The sequence below is a fragment of the Arthrobacter sp. MA-N2 genome (genome assembly GCF_000517125.1).
Taxonomy (GTDB): Bacteria; Actinomycetota; Actinomycetes; order Actinomycetales; family Micrococcaceae; genus Arthrobacter; species Arthrobacter methylotrophus.
On sequence record NZ_KI912155.1, the window covers coordinates 328494 to 345555 of the forward strand.

Annotated in this window: 16 protein-coding genes; 5 read left to right on the forward strand and 11 right to left on the reverse strand. The window is 65.3% G+C overall.

Features of this window, described 5'->3' with window-relative positions:
- Window positions 1-25: 25 nt before the first annotated feature.
- Window positions 26-442 (reverse strand): MGMT family protein, encoded by a 417-nt coding sequence (locus tag A3M3_RS0101815; RefSeq protein WP_028264895.1) that lies wholly within the window; start codon window positions 440-442, stop codon window positions 26-28.
- Window positions 443-530: 88 nt separating this feature from the next.
- On the opposite strand from A3M3_RS0101815, the gene A3M3_RS0101820 reads away from it, so the two are divergent.
- The 4 genes from A3M3_RS0101820 (at window position 531) to A3M3_RS0101835 (ending at window position 4060) form a co-directional block, all read left to right on the forward strand.
- Entirely contained in the window at window positions 531-1241 is a 711-nt protein-coding gene (locus A3M3_RS0101820; RefSeq protein ID WP_028264896.1) for a 3'-5' exonuclease, read from the forward strand.
- 354 nt (window positions 1242-1595) lie between these two features.
- The gene (locus A3M3_RS0101825) at window positions 1596-2549 is read left to right on the forward strand and encodes an ABC transporter substrate-binding protein (RefSeq protein ID WP_028264897.1); all 954 of its coding nucleotides are present in this window, start codon (window positions 1596-1598) and stop codon (window positions 2547-2549) included.
- A 12-nt stretch (window positions 2550-2561) separates the two neighbouring features.
- Entirely contained in the window at window positions 2562-3326 is a 765-nt protein-coding gene (locus A3M3_RS0101830; RefSeq protein WP_028264898.1) for an amino acid ABC transporter permease, read from the forward strand.
- Window positions 3323-4060 carry an amino acid ABC transporter ATP-binding protein gene (locus A3M3_RS0101835; RefSeq protein ID WP_028264899.1) on the forward strand — a complete coding sequence of 246 codons (738 nt, stop codon included), beginning with the start codon at window positions 3323-3325 and terminating at the stop codon, window positions 4058-4060. The genes A3M3_RS0101830 and A3M3_RS0101835 overlap by 4 nt, the downstream gene beginning before the upstream one ends.
- A 91-nt stretch (window positions 4061-4151) precedes the next feature.
- Here A3M3_RS0101835 and A3M3_RS0101840 read toward each other — a convergent pair whose 3' ends face one another.
- From A3M3_RS0101840 to hemE, 10 genes are all read right to left on the reverse strand, one after another.
- Window positions 4152-5456: a glycoside hydrolase family 3 N-terminal domain-containing protein gene (locus A3M3_RS0101840; RefSeq protein WP_231497158.1), complete on the reverse strand. Its 1305-nt coding sequence runs from the start codon at window positions 5454-5456 to the stop codon at window positions 4152-4154.
- A gap of 62 nt (window positions 5457-5518) precedes the next feature.
- Window positions 5519-6841, reverse strand: coding sequence for a glutamate-1-semialdehyde 2,1-aminomutase (gene hemL, locus A3M3_RS0101845; RefSeq protein WP_028264901.1), 1323 nt, complete (start codon window positions 6839-6841; stop codon window positions 5519-5521).
- Between the two features lie 40 nt (window positions 6842-6881).
- Entirely contained in the window at window positions 6882-7958 is a 1077-nt protein-coding gene (locus A3M3_RS0101850) for an LLM class flavin-dependent oxidoreductase (RefSeq protein WP_028264902.1), read from the reverse strand.
- Entirely contained in the window at window positions 7958-8938 is a 981-nt protein-coding gene (gene hemB, locus A3M3_RS0101855; protein WP_028264903.1) for a porphobilinogen synthase, read from the reverse strand. Before hemB ends, A3M3_RS0101850 begins: the two co-directional genes overlap by 1 nt.
- Window positions 8935-9828 carry a uroporphyrinogen-III synthase gene (locus A3M3_RS0101860; RefSeq protein WP_051422882.1) on the reverse strand — a complete coding sequence of 298 codons (894 nt, stop codon included), beginning with the start codon at window positions 9826-9828 and terminating at the stop codon, window positions 8935-8937. Before A3M3_RS0101860 ends, hemB begins: the two co-directional genes overlap by 4 nt.
- Before the next feature lie 19 nt (window positions 9829-9847).
- On the reverse strand, window positions 9848-10849 hold the full coding sequence (gene hemC / locus A3M3_RS0101865) for a hydroxymethylbilane synthase (RefSeq protein WP_028264905.1): 1002 nt from the start codon (window positions 10847-10849) through the stop codon (window positions 9848-9850).
- Window positions 10846-12090 carry a ferrochelatase gene (locus A3M3_RS0101870; protein WP_028264906.1) on the reverse strand — a complete coding sequence of 415 codons (1245 nt, stop codon included), beginning with the start codon at window positions 12088-12090 and terminating at the stop codon, window positions 10846-10848. The genes hemC and A3M3_RS0101870 overlap by 4 nt, the downstream gene beginning before the upstream one ends.
- Entirely contained in the window at window positions 12087-12788 is a 702-nt protein-coding gene (hemQ, locus tag A3M3_RS0101875) for a hydrogen peroxide-dependent heme synthase (protein ID WP_028264907.1), read from the reverse strand. The genes A3M3_RS0101870 and hemQ overlap by 4 nt, the downstream gene beginning before the upstream one ends.
- 72 nt (window positions 12789-12860) lie before the next feature.
- Complete coding sequence (gene hemG, locus A3M3_RS0101880) at window positions 12861-14282, reverse strand: protoporphyrinogen oxidase (RefSeq protein WP_035742092.1); 1422 nt, start codon at window positions 14280-14282, stop codon at window positions 12861-12863.
- Window positions 14283-14353: 71 nt separating this feature from the next.
- Window positions 14354-15496 (reverse strand): uroporphyrinogen decarboxylase, encoded by a 1143-nt coding sequence (gene hemE, locus A3M3_RS0101885; protein ID WP_028264909.1) that lies wholly within the window; start codon window positions 15494-15496, stop codon window positions 14354-14356.
- A gap of 148 nt (window positions 15497-15644) precedes the next feature.
- On the opposite strand from hemE, the gene A3M3_RS0101890 reads away from it, so the two are divergent.
- Window positions 15645-16970, forward strand: coding sequence for a glutamyl-tRNA reductase (locus A3M3_RS0101890; protein ID WP_028264910.1), 1326 nt, complete (start codon window positions 15645-15647; stop codon window positions 16968-16970).
- Window positions 16971-17062: the final 92 nt, after the last annotated feature.

Consider the following 17062-nt stretch of genomic DNA (forward strand, 5'->3'; position numbering starts at 1 on the left):
TTTGATTGCGGTGCCGGTGTTGGACTCACAGAGTCATCTCATCATCGGGCAGCGACAATTTATGGAGCCGACGCTCGAGTTGGGCAGAGATCACATCGATACTGTCGAAATCGCGGTCCGTCGGAGCCCACCGGGCCAAGCCCAAATCAACCCGCCAGCGGCCATCGCCGGTCCGCAGATACTCCGCGTAGGCGCCGCGCAGAGGCGTTCCTTCGTCCACATAGTGGCGCAACGCCTCCACTTCGAGGCCCGGCGGCGCTTCGCCGCTGGCACGCAGCACACGCCACCACGCAACAGCGCTCCCGTGGTGGCTCATGACGGACCCGATCTGCCGTGGACCACCAGAGCCCAGAAGTTCCGCAACATCGCCGTAGGACACGGCAACCCCGGGCGGCATGAGATCCACGACGGCCAACACCGCCGTCACAAACTCCATCCGCATGCTTCCAGCGTATAGGCAGAGGTGGCCCGATCGGTGCAGATGGAGTGTCGCTCCGGTTCTTGTCGGAGGGCGCCGGTAGCGTTGAACTATGAGCTCCTGGAACACCCTCCCCCGCGCCGCGTTCGATCTCGAGACCACGGGGCGGAACTCCCGTTCCGCCAGGATCGTCACCGCCTCCGTCACCGTGGTGGAAGACAATGGCGGCGTCGTCAAGGAGCTCGAGTGGTTGGCGGATCCCGGTGTGGAGATCCCCCTGGAAGCCAGTGAGATCCACGGCATCACCACGGAAAAGGCGAGGGCCGAGGGCCGCCCGGCCGCAGAAGTGACACGCGAAGTTGCGGCCGCGCTACAGGAACTGTTCGACGACGGCGTGCCGGTCATTGCGTTCAACGCCAGCTATGACTTCACTGTCCTTGCCGCCGAATCCGCCCGCTACGGGGTGCCCCAGCTGACCCGGTTCCCCGTGCTTGACCCGTACGTCATGAACAAGCAGGTTGACCGGTACCGCAAGGGCAAGCGGACCCTGACGGCGCTATGCGAGGAATACGGAGTGGACTTGGACAACGCCCACACTTCGGCCGCAGACGCCCTTGCCACCCTGCGGGTCCTCGATGCCATGGCCGGCAAATTCCCGAAACTGCAGATGCCCGCTTCCAAGCTGCACCACCTTCAGGTCGATTGGGCGGCCGCGCAGGCCGCCGATTTCCAGAGCTACCTGCGCAAGACAAAACCAACAGCCGTCATTGAAGGCAACTGGCCGGTGCTCCCCCCGGAAGACGCCAGCCGCGGGGACTTCTAGAGCGGATAGACAAACGGCACGGTCCACGGACTGGACATGTCTCCTTGCGTCCGCATGATGGGACGCACGTCACATCTACCGAGCTACCTGAATGCCAGCTGCACGCCAGTCACGGATTCCCTCCTTACCCCAAACGACGCGGCGTTTCACAATATATCCGCAAAGAATAGTGAATTTAATTCGGGATTTGAGCAAATCACGCGTCCTACTGTCGCCAATTCATCCTTGAATATGCTGATGACATAATTAAGTTTGGCGGGTCGACTTCTGATATTGCGGCCCAAACCTGCTTTGGCTGCGTTCCCCGCCCGTCTCGATACGAACGCGTGTTCCCCGATGAAAGTGATTTGCTTGATGAAAATCAAAGCCCTGAAGTGGTTCTCTGCTGTCCCCGTGGCTGCAGTTCTCGCCGTCTCCCTTGCCGCCTGCGGTGGCGGAGCCGGCAGCACTGGCAGCGCCTCGCCGACCGATGCCCTCCAAGGCAGCGACCAGAAGACGCTGGACAAGTACACCACCAAGGACGTCACTCCGCTGGACAAGATCGATAAGTCCAAGCTGGGCCTCATCACCGACGGCACCCTCCGCGTCGGCACCCTGTCCGATGCCCCGCCCAACATCTTCATCGACCCCTCGGGCAAGTTCACGGGTTACGACAACGAGCTCCTGCGCGCCATTGGTGACAAGCTGGGCCTCAAGGTCGAGTTCGCCTCCACCGACTTCTCCGCGTTGCTCTCCCAGGTGAAGAACAAGCAGTTCGACGTCGGATCCTCCTCGATCTCCACTACGGACAAGCGACGCGAGACCGTCGGCTTCACCAACGGCTACGACTTTGGCTACATGGCCGTCGTGACCAAGACCGACTCCAAGGTCAAAGGCTTCGCGGACCTGAAGTCCGACGTGCGCATCGGCGTGGTGCAGGGCACCGTCCAGGACGACTACGTCACCAACACGCTGAAGCTGGAGCCCGTCCGCTTTCCGGACTACAACACGGTCTACGCCAACGTGAAGAGCGGCCAAGTGGACGCCTGGGTCGCCCCGTCCCAGCAGGCCACGGGCCAGGTCAAGGATGGCGACAACACCAAGATCGCCGAAAAGGTCGTCAACACCCAGAACTTCACCGCCTACGCAGTGAACAAGGACAACACGGCCCTGATCGATGCCCTCAACTCGGGGCTTGACGCAGTGATCGCCGACGGCACATGGACCAAGCTCACCGCCGAGTGGTACAAGGACCGCCCGACGACGGCGGATCAGACCCCGCAGGGCTGGAAGCCGGGCAGCAAGGCCGTCCAGATTCCCGCCAAGTAGGCCCGACGTTCCATGGATATCCTCAAACTGCTCTCTGAGACCTTCCTCGACTGGAAGGCGATCGGCGAAGTCCTTCCCAAGATGTTCGCGGTCGGGCTGCCGAACACCCTGGTTTTGGCCGTCACATCCGGCGTCATCGGAACGGTGCTCGGCATGCTGCTCGCCCTCATGGGGATCTCCCGGAACGCAGTGGCGCGGTGGATCGCCCGCGTCTATACCGATATCCTCCGGGGGCTCCCGCCGGTCCTGACCATCCTGGTGATTGGCCTCGGCTTCGGCCCGATCATCAAGCAGCTGACAGGTTCCACGAGCCCCTACCCGCTGGCCATCGCGGCACTGTCCCTGATGTCGGCGGCGTACATCGGCGAGATCTTCCGCTCCGGGATCCAGAGCGTCGACAAGGGACAGCTCGAGGCAACGCGGGCCCTGGGATTCGGCTATGGCGCTTCCATGCGCCTGGTGGTGGTCCCCCAGGGAGTCCGGCGGGTCCTTCCCGCATTGGTCAACCAGTTCATCGCCCTGATCAAGGAATCGTCCCTCCTCTTCACCTTGGGGCTCGTGGCGGCTGAGCGGGAGATCTTCCAGATCGGCAAGGACGCGGCGTCCAACAGTGGAAACCTGTCGCCGTATGTCGCCGCAGCCATCTTCTACCTCGCATTGACGATCCCGCTCACGCACTTCGTGAACTGGATTGACCGCCGTCTTCGCTCGGGCCGGCCCGAGAAGAAGGAACCGGACGAGGCTGCCGCCGTCGTCGGAAAGGGAGCCCAGGCATGAGCGAGTTCGTTTCCGGAACGCTGACCGCAAAGAACATCCACTTGTCCTTCGGGTCCAACCGTGTCCTGCGCGGCATCGATCTGCACGTCGAGAAGGGCACCACGGCTTCCGTGATAGGCCCCTCCGGTTCAGGCAAGTCCACGCTCCTGCGGGTCATGAACCGGCTGATCGAACCCGAGCAGGGGGACATTCTGCTGGACGGGCGTTCGGTGCTCAAGGACAATCCGGACGAATTGCGTCGGCGGATCGGCATGGTTTTCCAGCAGTTCAACCTGTTCCCCCACAAGACCGTGGCGGAGAATGTTTCCTTGGCCCTGCGCAAACTGCGCGGCATGTCCAAGGATCAGGCACGGGAAGAGGCCCTGGCGCAACTGGACCTCGTGGGACTCAAGCACAAGGCCGACGCCCGGCCTGCGAATCTCTCCGGCGGGCAGCAGCAGCGTGTTGCCATTGCCCGGGCGCTGGCCATGAAGCCCGAGGTCATGTTCTTCGACGAGGCAACATCCGCCCTCGATCCTGAGCTCGTCAAGGGCGTCCTGGCGCTCATGGCCGAGCTGGCCAAGGGCGGCATGACCATGGTGGTGGTGACCCACGAGATGGGCTTCTCAAGGAACGTGTCGGACACCGTGACGTTCATGGACGCAGGCGTCGTTGTGGAGACAGGCTCGCCGGAACAGCTCTTCTCCGCGCCTCGGACCGATCGTCTGAAGGGCTTCCTTTCGGACGTACTCTAGGCCTTCGCCACGGGAATCCCCGGCGGCCGGACTGAATACCCGCGTATGCGGTAGTGAATCGTCCGGAGGCCGGGGATTCTTCGCATCCCGGCTACTTCCCTGTTTTGACCTCGAGAACGGTCAGGGCTGCTGCATCCACTGCCTTGCGGAAGTCAGGATCCGTCTTCGCCCGCTGCAGGACCTGGCCATACATCACCGGAACGGCTGCTGTGTTTGCACACAGCACCATGGTCCCGCCTGCACCGATGAAATTCGTCGCCCGGTCCCCCATGCTCCACGCCGACAGCTGCACGGCATTGCAGAGATCATCGGACACGATGATTCCGGTGAATCCCGCATCGGTCCGCAACATGGTGCGCATGATGATGGGCGAGAACGGAGCGACGTGGTCTGGATCGATCTTGTCGTAGTACGCGTTCGAGACCATGACCCAGCGGACCCCGCCTGCAATTGCCGCGTGGAATGGCGCCAGGTACGGATCGCTCCGGGTTGTTTCGGTGTCGTGGACATTGGCGCTGACGTCCGTGTTCAGATTCACGCGTCCCATGCCGGGGAAGTGCTTGACCACCGGCGCTACCCCGGCGTCCCGCAGCCCGGCCGCCATCGCGTTCCCGTGCTCGGAGACCGCGGCGGGGGTGTAACCGTACTCGCGTTGGAAGGCACCGATCGGCTTGTTCGACGGCGCGAATTCGGGGCTGGGAACCGTGTCCAGCACTGGCGCCAGGTCAACATTCACCCCGGCCTGCAGCAACTGGCTACCCCAGCTCCGAGCGTCGGCGCGAAGTTGTTCCGGGCTTGACTTTGCTTGGTCCAAGGCCGCGGGAATAGGCAGGAATCCGGGTCCCCTGAGGACTTGGACCGAGCCGCCTTCCTGGTCCGTCGCGACAAACAGCGGCAGCCCCCGCGTTGCGGCCGGCGATATGCCGGCCTTCAGTTCCGCCACGAGCGATGCCGTTGCTGCGACGCCTGCTTGGCTGCGTCCGGCCAGGTAGATGTTGCCCACGTAGTCGTTCAGGAGACCGGACACCGGGCCCGCATCGCTTCCGTCAGCCTTGGCTGCGACCATGAACAACTGCCTTACCCTTTGCTCCAAGGTCAGGGCCGTGAGCCGCTGTTCCGGCGTCGGGGGCGGAGGAGACGGCAGCTCATGAGGCTTCGCAGGAGCAATCGGCGTCCGATCGCTCGGAGCCGAGGAACCCGATGGCGCGGCCATCGCCGACGCCGAATATGTGGGATGGGGAGTCGGTGCGGCCACCGGATCCGGCGTTTGCCCGGCGGTATCGGAACGCGCAACGCCCGCAAACAGCGCTGCCACCAGCGCTGTGAGGATAAGCAGTGGAATTTTGGACGGCTTGAGCAGATGAATCATCGCCTTGTCGATTCGATCGTTGCCCACAGCCTGCTCCCGGCCCGTAGGCACGCGCGGGGAGCAGGCTGCATTACATCGGGAAAGTGCCTCTACACGGCACTGGCCTCCGCGGCCGCCTTGGCTGCGGCCGGCAACGCGTCGAAGATCCTGTTCATTGCGGCGTCGTCGTGGGCTGCGGACAGGAACCACGCTTCGAAGACCGACGGCGGCAGGTAGACGCCGGAGTCCAGCATGGAGTGGAAGAAGGGCGCGTAGCGGAACACATCCTGGGCCTGGGCGTCGGCGTAGTTGTGGACGCCGTTGGCCGAGGTGCCGAACGCCACGGAGAAAAGGTTCCCTGCGCGCTGGATCGAGTGGTCCACGCCGGCGGTGTCAAGCGCCGATGAGAGCGCCGCAGAGAGTTCCAACGACCGGGCATCCACGTAGCTGTACACCTCCGGCGTCGCGTGCGTCAGGGTAGCGACGCCGGCGGCCATGGCCACGGGGTTCCCGGACAGGGTACCGGCTTGGTAGACCGGGCCAAGCGGCGCGAGATAGTCCATGACGTCGGCACGCCCACCGAGTGCCGCCGTCGGCATCCCGCCGCCGATGACTTTGCCGAAGGTCAGCAGGTCCGGCGCCCAGCCTTCCTGGCGGCCGGTCAGTCCCCAGTAGCCTGCATAGCCGGTGCGGAAGCCTGTGAGCACCTCGTCGAGGATCAGCAGTGCGCCGTGTTCGCGGGTAATGCGGGACAGTCCCTCGTTAAAGCCTTCGTTCGGGGTGACGACCCCCATGTTGGCGGGAGCAGCCTCGGTGATGACGGCCGCAATGTTGTTGCCGTGAGCCGCGAAGGCCGCTTCCACGGCAGCGAGGTCGTTGTACGGCAGCACCAGGGTCTCAGCAGCGGCCGCCGCGGTGACCCCAGCCGAACCGGGCAGCGCCATGGTCGCCAGGCCCGAGCCCGCGGCGGCCAGGAGTCCATCGAGGTGGCCGTGGTAGCAGCCCGCGAACTTCACGATCAGATTGCGATCGGTGAACCCCCGGGCCAAGCGGACGGCAGTCATGGTGGCCTCAGTGCCCGTGGACACCATGCGGAGGCGTTCGACGACCGGGACGCGTTCCTTGACGATCGCGGCGAGGTTTGCTTCATCAGGCGTCGACGCGCCAAACGACAACCCACGGTCCACCGCTGCGTGGACGGCGTCCAGCACGGCCGGATGGGCGTGCCCCAGCAACGCGGGCCCCCAGGAGCAGACGAGGTCCACGTACTCGCGGCCGTCCGCGTCGGTCAGGTAGGGACCCTTCGCGGAGACCATGAACTTCGGGGTGCCGCCCACGGAGCCGAAGGCGCGTACCGGCGAGTTGACGCCGCCGGGCATCAGGGAACGGGCACGGTCGAACAGCTGGTCGGAGACAGGGGTGTGTGAAGTCATGGTGTCCATTCTTTCAGGGATTCGGTGAGGTCAGGCGCCTTCAGGAGTCGGCAAGCAGTTCGGCCACCAACGGGGCCACGACCGTGCCGAAGAGTTCTATGCAGCGCATCATGGATTCGTGGGGCAGGGTTCCATTGCTGTATTTGAGGTCGAAACGGTCCACGCCGAGGTTCTGCTTCAGCAGCACGATCTTTCGAGCGACGGTTTCCGGGGAACCAACGTAAAGGGCGCCTTCCGGCCCGCACATGGCGTCGAACTCCCCCCTGCTGGCCGGCCCCCAGCCACGTTCGGCACCAATCCGGTTGCGTTGGGCCAGCCAGTGCGGGAACAGTTCCTCGCGGGCCTGTTCATCGCTCGGAGCGACATACCCCGGCGAGTGCGTGGCGATTTGCTGCATGGGGTGCCCATACTTGCCCATTGCCTCGCGGTAGAGCTTCACGAGCGGTTCAAAACGGCGCGGTTCTCCGCCGATGATGGCAAAAATGATCGGGTAGCCGTATTGGGCGCAGCGCAGCACCGATTCAGGAGTGCCACCCACACCGATCCACGTGGGCAGCAAGTGGTGTTCCAGCGGCGGAAAGACGCTCATCCCGTGCACATTCGGCCGGGTGCGGCCCTCCCAATACACGGGCTTTTGCGTCCGGACCTTGTCGAAGAGTTCGAGCTTTTCCTCGAACAGGACTTCATAGTCGGCGAGGTCCAGGCCAAACAACGGGAAGGATTCCACAAACGAGCCACGGCCCAGCATCACTTCTGCCCGGCCGTTGGAGAGCGCGTCAACGGTGGCAAAGCGCTGGAAGACCCGGATGGGGTCGTCAGAGCTGAGCACGGTGACGGCCGAGCCGAGTTTGATCCGCGATGTCCGGGCGGCCGCGGCTGCAAGGAACACTTCGGGCGCCGAGACGGCGAAGTCGCGGCGGTGATGCTCTCCCACGCCAAAGGCATGAAGTCCGACGGCGTCCGCCAGCTCGGCTTCGGCCAGCAGCTCCCGTAGGACCCGGGCATGCGGTTTCGGGTTTCCTTCGGCGTCCACGCCGGCGTCACCGAAGGTGTTCAGCCCGAGCAGGATTTCCGCAGGACCGACCGGGGCTGTCGGGGTGGAAGGGGAATCGGTCATCAGGACTCCTTGAGCCAGCCGGCAAGCTCTGAGGCCCAGTATGTCAGCACCATGTCGGCGCCGGCTCGTTTGATGCCGAGCACGGATTCTGTGATGGCACCCCGTCGGTCGATCCATCCGTTCGCGGCGGCCGCTTCGATCATGGCGTATTCACCGGAGATTTGGTAGGCCGCCACGGGAACCGGGCTCATGGCCGCAACGTCCGCAAGGATGTCGAGGTAGCTCATCGCGGGCTTGACCATCACCATGTCGGCGCCCTCCTCGAGGTCGAGTTCCACTTCGATGATGGCCTCACGACGGTTGGCCGCATCCATCTGGTATGTGCGGCGATCGCCTTTGAGCTGCGAATCCACGGCCTCCCGGAACGGACCGTAGAAGGCCGAGGCGTATTTCGCCGCGTAGGCCAGGAGTGCGGTGTTCTGGTGTCCGGCCTCTTCGAGGGCTTGCCGAATCACTGCGATCTGGCCATCCATCATCCCGGACGGCCCCAGGACGTGGGCACCGGCGTCGGCCTGCGCTACGGCCATCTGAGCGTAGATTTCCAGCGTGGCGTCGTTGTCCACATAGCCGTTGGCATCCAGGACCCCGCAGTGGCCGTGGTCCGTGAATTCGTCCAGGCACACGTCGCCCATGACCACCAGGTCATCGCCCACCTCGGCACGGACGTCGCGGATGGCCTTGTTCAGCACGCCATCGGGATCCAGGGAGGCTGTGCCGCGGGCATCACGGACGGCGGGCACCCCGAACAGCATGATGCCGCTGACGCCAAGTTCCACGGCTTCGACGGCTGCACGCTTGAGCGAATCGGTGGTGTGCTGCACAACGCCGGGCATGGACGTGATTGGAGCCGGCTCGCTGAGTCCTTCGCGAATGAAGGCCGGCAGGATGAGGTCGGCGGGCGCCAAGCGGTGTTCGGCCGTCATCCGGCGCATGGCAGGGGTGGTGCGGAGCCGGCGGGGCCGGTGGTGTGGAAAGCTCAACTTTCGTTCCCTTCGGTGGCGAATACGGTGCGTAGGGCAGTCACGATGCCTGCCGGGGTGGGTTCCTTGGCGATTGCCGTTACCGGCATGCCGAGGGCAGCAGCCTCGGCCGCCGTCGAGCGCCCGATCGCAATGAAGCGGCAGTCCTGAAGCGGTGCCAGTGCGGCGTGGATGCGCCGCGCGGCGCTGGGCGACGCGGCGATGACGGCATGGAGCAGGCCCCTGGCGAGTTCGGCTTTGGCCGCTGCCGGAGTGAGTTCCGGCGCTCCGGATCCGATCCCGGCCTGCCAGCCATTCGCCGCGGCGAGGGAAGCTGTGAGTCGGCGTTCGGGGGCGGCCGGGTACTCCACGGTGTGGTAAGCCGTGACGGCTTGGACCACGGCTCCCTTGGCCTCAATCCCGGCCGACAACGCTGCACCGGCGATGTCAGCTTGCGGCAAGAGCACATTACCGGGGCCAGACGGCCAGACGGCAATCAGTCCCGCAGCCGACTGGACATCGTCGGGCGCGAGGTCCACGGCAACGCCCTCCGCTTCGAGGACCCGCCGGCTCGACGGGCCAATCGTCGCGATCCTGACCGATTCCGGAATCATGTCCCTCAGGTCAAGACGACGTTCGGCGGCTTTTTCCTTCAGGGCCCGCACGGTGGTGATACTGCTGACCACGAGCCAGCCGTATGCTCCTGCACGGAGCGCGTCCAAGGCAACCTCGAGGGAGTGCTGATCCCGGGCGCGTTCGAAGTCGATCAACGGCAACAGGAGCGGTTCGGCCCCTGCCTCGCGCAGCGCAGTGATGAGCGGGGCGGCACGGTCCGGGCTGCGCGTCACGAGGACCCGGGCGCCGACAAGGGCCCGGGTCTCCCCGGACTTCACCGCGCTATGCCGCCCCATAATCTCCTGTCAGCTCCTGCTATCGTGACGCGGCAAGATCTGCGATGTCCGCGGCGCCCCCGGCAAGCAGGAGCTCGGCGACTTCGATGCCCAGCAAGGTGGCGCCCACTTCCGTGAGCCCGTCCGTCGCTTTCTTCTCGCGAACGGTCTTGCTGCCGTCTACGGCGCAGACCACGGCTTCCAGGTAGAGCATGCTGCCCTTGCGGTAGGCGTAGGCGCCCACGGGGGCAGCACAACCGGCCTCGAGGCGCGCCAGAACGGAGCGTTCCGCGGTGACGGCCAGTCGGGTGTCCTCATCGTTCAGCGCGGCCAGGGCCTGGGCCAGGGCATTCGGGGCACCGTCGGCTGAGCCGGCCGGGCCCGGAGCATCCGCCGTGCGGCACTCGATGGCGAGCGAGCCTTGTCCAGGGGCCGGGAGCATGACGTCCGTTTCGAAGAACTCAGTCACGACGTCGAGCCTGCCGATCCGTTCCAGCCCCGCCGCAGCAAGCACGACGGCGTCGAGGTCGCCGCACTTCCCGGGAACCAACGTGTCGTCGATGTTCCCCGGCAGCCCTGGAACCCGGCCCAAGCGGGTATCCACGTTGCCGCGAATATCAATGACGTCGAGGTCTGGACGGGCGGCCCGCAATTGTGCGGCGCGGCGCGGCGATCCGGTACCGACTTTGGCGCCTGCCGGAAGATCCGCCAGCTTGAGGCCATCCCGGGCGCACAGGGCGTCCCGGACATCGACCCGTTTGGGCGTTGCGGCGATGGTGAGTCCCGGCGCCGCACCCGTGGGGAGGTCCTTCAGGGAGTGCACCGCGACGTCGCACGCATTGTCCAGGAGCGCGTCGCGAAGGGCGGCCACGAACACACCTGCGCCGCCCATCTTGGAGAGCGAGCCCGTGCGTACATCGCCTTCGGTCCTGACGCGCACCAATTCCACGGGAAAGCCCCCGACGGCGGCGAGCTGATCCGCTGCCTGCTGGCTCTGGGTGAGCGCAAGCTTGCTCGCGCGGGTGCCGATCCGGACCGTCATTTCGCGCCTTCTCCTGCGGGGTACGCATCATGGCCGGTGCCGACGGTGGTGTCCGCACCCGCAATCGTGGGCTTCTCTCCGCGGAAGTTTGCGCAGCAGCCGGGCCGGCAGACGTCATACCACGGCCCCAAGCCCGTCATGGCAGGACGCTCGGCGATATAGTTCGCCACTGTTCGCTCGCAAATGAGGTCCGCGAGGCCGGAAACGAACGTGCGGTGCGTTCCCGGGGTGGGAACCCGCGTGGCGGCGAGGCCGAGGTTCTTGCACGTTTCCAGGGCCTCGGTGTCCAGGTCCCAGACCACCTCCATGTGGTCGGAAACGAAGCCGAGGGGAACGATCACGACTCCCTTGATCCCCTGCCCGGCCAACTCTTCGATGGCATCGTTGATGTCCGGCTCAAGCCAGGGAACATGCGGAGCACCGGAGCGGGACTGGTACACCAAGGACCACGGAGCGGTGAGTCCGGATTCCGCTTCGACCCGCCGGACGACCTCGGCGCCGTTGGCCAAGTGCTGGGCCACGTAGGCCGAGTCCTCCTCGAAAGCGCGCGGCTCGGCGTCTGAACGGCCCGCGGCTTCGGCATCACGCGTGGGAATGGAGTGGGTGGCAAACAGGATGTGGATCGGAGCGTCCTGGAGGCCGGCTTCGGCCAGTTTTTGCTGGACTTCCGCCAGTCCTGCCGCAGTTCCCTCGACAAAGGGCTCGACAAAGCCGGGGTGGTCGAAATACTGACGGACTTTGTCTACTTCGAGTTTGCCGTCAAGGCCGCTCTCCGTCAGCGCGATGCCGATGTCCTCCCGGTATTGGCGGCAGCTGGAGTAGCAGGAGTAGACGCTGGTGGTGACCATCAGCAGCTTTCGGTGGCCGGCGTCGTAGGCTTCCTGGAGCGTCTGCGGAATGTAGGGGTCCCAGTTGCGGTTGCCCCACAACACCGGCAGGCTGATGCCGCGGCCAGCGAGCTCTGCCTCGAGGGCCGCCTTGAGGTTCCTGTTTTGTTGGTTGATGGGGCTGATGCCGCCGAATGCGCGGTAGTGGTGGGATACCTCTTCGAGGCGCTCATCCGGGATGCCGCGCCCGCGGGTCACGTTGCGCAGGAAGGGAATGACATCGTCCTGGCCTTCGGGACCGCCGAAGGAGGCGAGGAGGACGGCGTCGTACTCTTTGGGAGCCATGCGCCCGGCCTCGGTGACCTCATTGACTTCGGTGAGGCTGGTGGACCCGGTGGAGTGGCGGCCGCTCATGCAAGAACCTCAGCGATCTCCGCAGTTGTGATTCGGCGACCGGTATAGAACGGGATTTCCTCCCGCACGTGGTTGCGGGCATCGGTGGCCCGCAAGTGGCGCATGAGGTCAACCAGGTCAACCAGTTCGGGCGCTTCCAGGCCGAGGATCCATTCCCAGTCGCCCAGGGCGAAGGAGGACACGGTGTTGGAGAGGACCTGCGGGAAGTCGCGGCCAAGCATGCCGTGATCGCGCAGCATCTTGCCGCGCTCGTCGGCCGGAAGGATATACCACTCGTAGGAGCGGACGAACGGGTAGACGCACAGCCAGGTGCTGGGTTCCACGCCACGGGCGTAGGCCGGAGCGTGGTTCTTGGCGAATTCGGCTTCGCGGTGGACACCCATGGCGGACCATACGATCTCGGTGCCGGCGAACAGCGTGCTGCGACGGATGTCACGGACGGCCTGTTGCAGGGCTTCGGGCTTGGCCCCGTGGAGCCACACCATGATGTCGGCGTCGGAACGCATGGCGGAGACGTCATAGCTTCCGCGAAGGACGACGCCGTCCTCGGCGAGCTTGGCAGTCAGCTGATCGAAATCCCGGGCAGCATCGGCGCTGCGCAAGACATCTCCCGACCGCTTGAACACGGTCCACAGCGTAAAGTACTGCTCTTCGGATTCAGCAGTTTTAGTGACAGATTCGGCAGAAGTGTGGCTCATGATCCAAGTCTGCCCCGTCGATGCCGCTAAGTCGAAATGTATCACTTCTACAAAGCGTAGAAGTGATACATTTCACAGTACTGCGTCGATGCACGCGGAAGTATCCGCGACTACGGCCGCCAGGCCGTTTCCGGCAAGCCAGCCGCCCACAACAGACAAACCGTCGGCTTCGGCGCAGATGCGGCGCACCTCGGCAACGCGCTGTTTATGACCGACGGCGGCAAACGGCAAGGCGCCAGCCCAACGGACCACGTCCCAGTCGAGGACGTCTTCGCGGACAATCGGCACAGTCAGCAACGTCGAGGCATCACGGAGCGCAGCCTCGAACAATGCATCGTCATCCAGCGCGGCCGCCGACCCAGGCGCATCCCGACCTTCCCCCCGCCCGTAGGAAAGACGCAGCACATGCGTACCGGGGCCGGTTTCCCCTGCCAGCCAGTCCCATTTCGCCGTAGCATGCGTCAGTGCCTTCGCCTCGATGCCGGCGGTTTGCGGGGCGACGAGGATCCCGGTGCCGCGGGGGTGGCGGTCCAGTTCGGGCACGTCCACCACGAGCGTCACCAGGCTCACCAAGGGGCCGGCGGCGGGACGCAGCCCGGACAGCTCCGGAAGCACGTTCTCCAGCAGCCCGACGGCGGACGGACCGTCGAGCGCCACTACCAGCCGCCCGGCGTCGTAGGTTTTTCCTGCCGCTATGGCCTGCCAACCGCCGTCAACATGGTTGATGGTATCCACCCGCGCTCCCGTAACGAGAGTCACGCCTTGCGAGCTCAACTCCGCAACGAGGACGGAGACAAGGGTGTTCATTCCACCTTTCAAGCCACCGACCGCGGATCCGGCCTTCGCTGCTACGGCACCGCTTGGTCTTGTTGGACTTGACGACGCTTGCCCGGCCTTGCGCTGGCTGGCCACCGCCCCGGCCAACGAGCCGTGCTGACGCAAAGCTGAACGGAGGCCGGGGGCCACCATGTCGACGTCGAGCAGACCTGGATCGGCAGAGTGCACTCCCCCGACCACCGGCGCCACAAGCCGTTCGAGCACCCGCTTGCCCATCCGCGCCCGGACCAACGCGGAAACGCTCGTAACCTCGGCGGAGGTGCCCACCGAGCTGGGCAAGTAGCGGTCCACGGAGGCTCGCAACGATCCCGCGAACCCCAGGGAACGCCGAACCTCGGGATCCCACGGGTTCGCGGGAATTCCGAGCACGCCGGTCTTGGGGAGTTCTTGGGCACCGCCGGGCAACTGCACCCAGGCGCCCCCTGGATGTGGCGCAACGATGTTGTCCCCGAGTCCGAGCTCGCGGGCAAGATCGGCCACCGCGGTAGAACGCGTGGCGAAGGATTCCGCCCCGCTGTCCAGCGCAAGGCCACCAACGGTGTGGCTTCCCACGCAACCGCCCCACGCGTCGTTCGCTTCGAGCACGGTGACCGTTATCCCGGCTTTGGCCAGGCGGTACGCGGCGAGCAGACCGGAGATGCCGCCGCCCACGACGATGGCTCCTAGTCCGGCTGGCGCCTCCCCATTGAGTGCGTGTCCGGGCTGTGGACGTCCGCCGCGCATGGGCACTAGACCGCCGGGATCGAGTGGATGAGTTCCACGACGCGGGTCAGGACGGCAGGGTCAGTCTCCGGAGGTACCCCGTGACCAAGGTTCAGGACGTGGCCCGGGGCCGTGGAGCCGGCCGCGATCACTTCGCGAACGTGGGCTTCCAGGACTTCCCACGGCGCCGAAAGCAGCGCGGGGTCGATGTTGCCCTGCAACGGCACGGTGCCGCCCAGGCGCCGGTTTGCCTCGTCCAGCGGGAGGCGGTAATCCACGCCCACGACATCCACTCCAACGTCGCGCATCGCGACGAGCAACTCGGACGTGCCGGTACCGAAGTGGACCAAGGGCGCTCCGAGGTGGCGGACATGGTCGAGGGCGCGCGTCGAGGCCGGGGCAACGTACTTTGCGTAGTCGGCCAGGCCGAGGGAACCGGCCCAGGAGTCGAACAACTGACCGGCCGAAGCTCCGGCTTCCAACTGGGCCCGCAGGAACATGCCGGAAGCGTCCGCAGCCCAGTTGGCCAGGGCAGTCCAGGTTTCCGGGTCGGCGTGCATCATGGTGCGCGGGCCCAGGTGGTCACGGGAAGGCTTGCCTTCCACCATGTACGCGGCGAGGGTGAACGGCGCGCCGGCGAAGCCGATCAGGGGCGTAGTCCCCAGCTCAGCGACCGTCAGGCGTACGGCCTCGCGGATCGGCTCGAGAGCCTCCCACGTCAGTTGCGGCAGCGCCGCGACGTCGGCGGCGCTGCGGATCGGCTTGTCCAGGACGGGCCCGACGCCGGGGACGATATCCACGCCGACGCCTGCCAGCTTGAGCGGGATGACGATGTCGGAGAAAAAGATGGCAGCGTCAACATCGTGGCGGCGGACCGGCTGCAGGGTGATCTCGGATGCGAGCTCGGGACGTAAACAGGATTCCAGCATCGCCACACCCTCACGGACCTTGAGGTACTCGGGCAACGATCGGCCGGCCTGCCGCATGAACCACACCGGACGGCGGGACGGTTTGCCGCCACGATATGCCTGGATCAGCGGGGAGTCCGCGGTTCGGCCATCCATGAGCGGATGGTTTGCGTCCAGGCTTGGGGCGGCGGCGCCTGAAACACCGCTGGCCGGTCCGCCGTCGACAGACACGGAGTGAGGCAATGCAGAACTGGAAGTCATGCCTTCGATTGTGCCGAAGTTCGGGGTCAAAAGATAACGACAGCCTGTCCCGCGCGCAACGACGTGACGGACGTCACTCCTGACAGTGCGGAGAACCACTGGCGCGCGTTGTTCTACATGGCGACGAAAAAGCTATGATTACTCTGCTGTGGTTCTTTTTTCATTGGTGGCTACACACGCCGACATCGATCTTGAGACCGTCGCTCAGTTGAGCAACGGTTCATCCGAGGTTGCCTCGTTCGCCTTGGCCGATTCCCGACTTGTCTCCGGCACCGTGGTCCTGGCCACCTGCAACCGCTACGAAATCTATGGCGAAACGCCCCACGCTGAGAACCTTGAAGCCGCCCGCTCGGCACTCGTCGCCCAGATCAGCGGACTGAGTGGGCTCAACGAACAAGTCGTTTCGCGTGCCTTCAGCACCCGCACCGGTCCTGAGGTCAGCAGGCACCTCTTCACCGTCAGCGCCGGACTGGATTCCGCCGTCGTCGGCGAACGCGAAATCGCCGGCCAAGTACGCCGCGCCCTCATCACCGCCCAGCATGAAGGAACCGCAAGCCCCGGACTGGTCCGGCTGTTCCAGGCGGCTTCCAAGACCGCCAAGGATGTCGGGGCGCAGACCGCTCTTGGCTCGCGTGGCCTGTCCATCGTGTCCGTCGCCTTGGACCTCGCTACAGATCTTTCGGAGAACGCCGACTGGAGCACCAAGAAGGTCGTGGTCTTCGGAACGGGCGCCTACGCCGGCGCCACGATGTCGCTGCTCCGTGAACGCGGCTGCACGGACGTCTCGGTGTACTCGTCGTCCGGCCGGGCCGGGACTTTCGTGGCGACCCGCGGCGGTACCGCGCTCGACGCCGAAACCCTCCCCGCCGCCGTCGCCGCCGCCGATGTCATGATCGGCTGCAGCGGATCGGACACCCGCGTTGAGGCCGCAGAGCTTGCCAAGGTCCGCGCGGCGTCCACCCAGACGCTCATCGCGATCGACCTCGCACTCACCCACGACTTCGATCCCGCAGTCGGCGAGCTCGACGGCGTTGAACTGCTGACGCTCGAATCCGTGCGGCTGGCGGCACCTCAGGAACAGGCGGAATCCCTGGCACAGGCGAGCACCATTGTTTCCGGAGCGGCAACGGCCTTCGAACAAGAGCGCGAAGCCCGCTCCGTCGACTCGGCCATTGTGGCACTGCGCCGCCACACCATGAACGTGCTCGACGCCGAGATGGAAAAAGTCCGGGCCCGGCACGGCTGCACCGCTGCGGCCGAGGAAGTGGAATTCGCCCTCCGGCGCATGGTCAAGCAACTGCTCCATATTCCTACGGTCCGCGCGCGCGAACTAGCGGCCAATGGCCAGCAGGACGATTACGTGGCAGCCTTGGAGGCCTTGTACGGCATCCAAGTGGAGCAGCCAGTCCCGTCACCCGAGGCCGAGTGCCCGGTTGACCACCAGCAGGCGCCAACGCAGGCTGAAAGCGCCTAGCCCACGCGTCCCCACCGCCCCCGGTGGCTCTTCGCTTCGCTGAGAGCATGCGCTTCCCTGATCGCCAGGAATGGACATAACAGGATTATGTC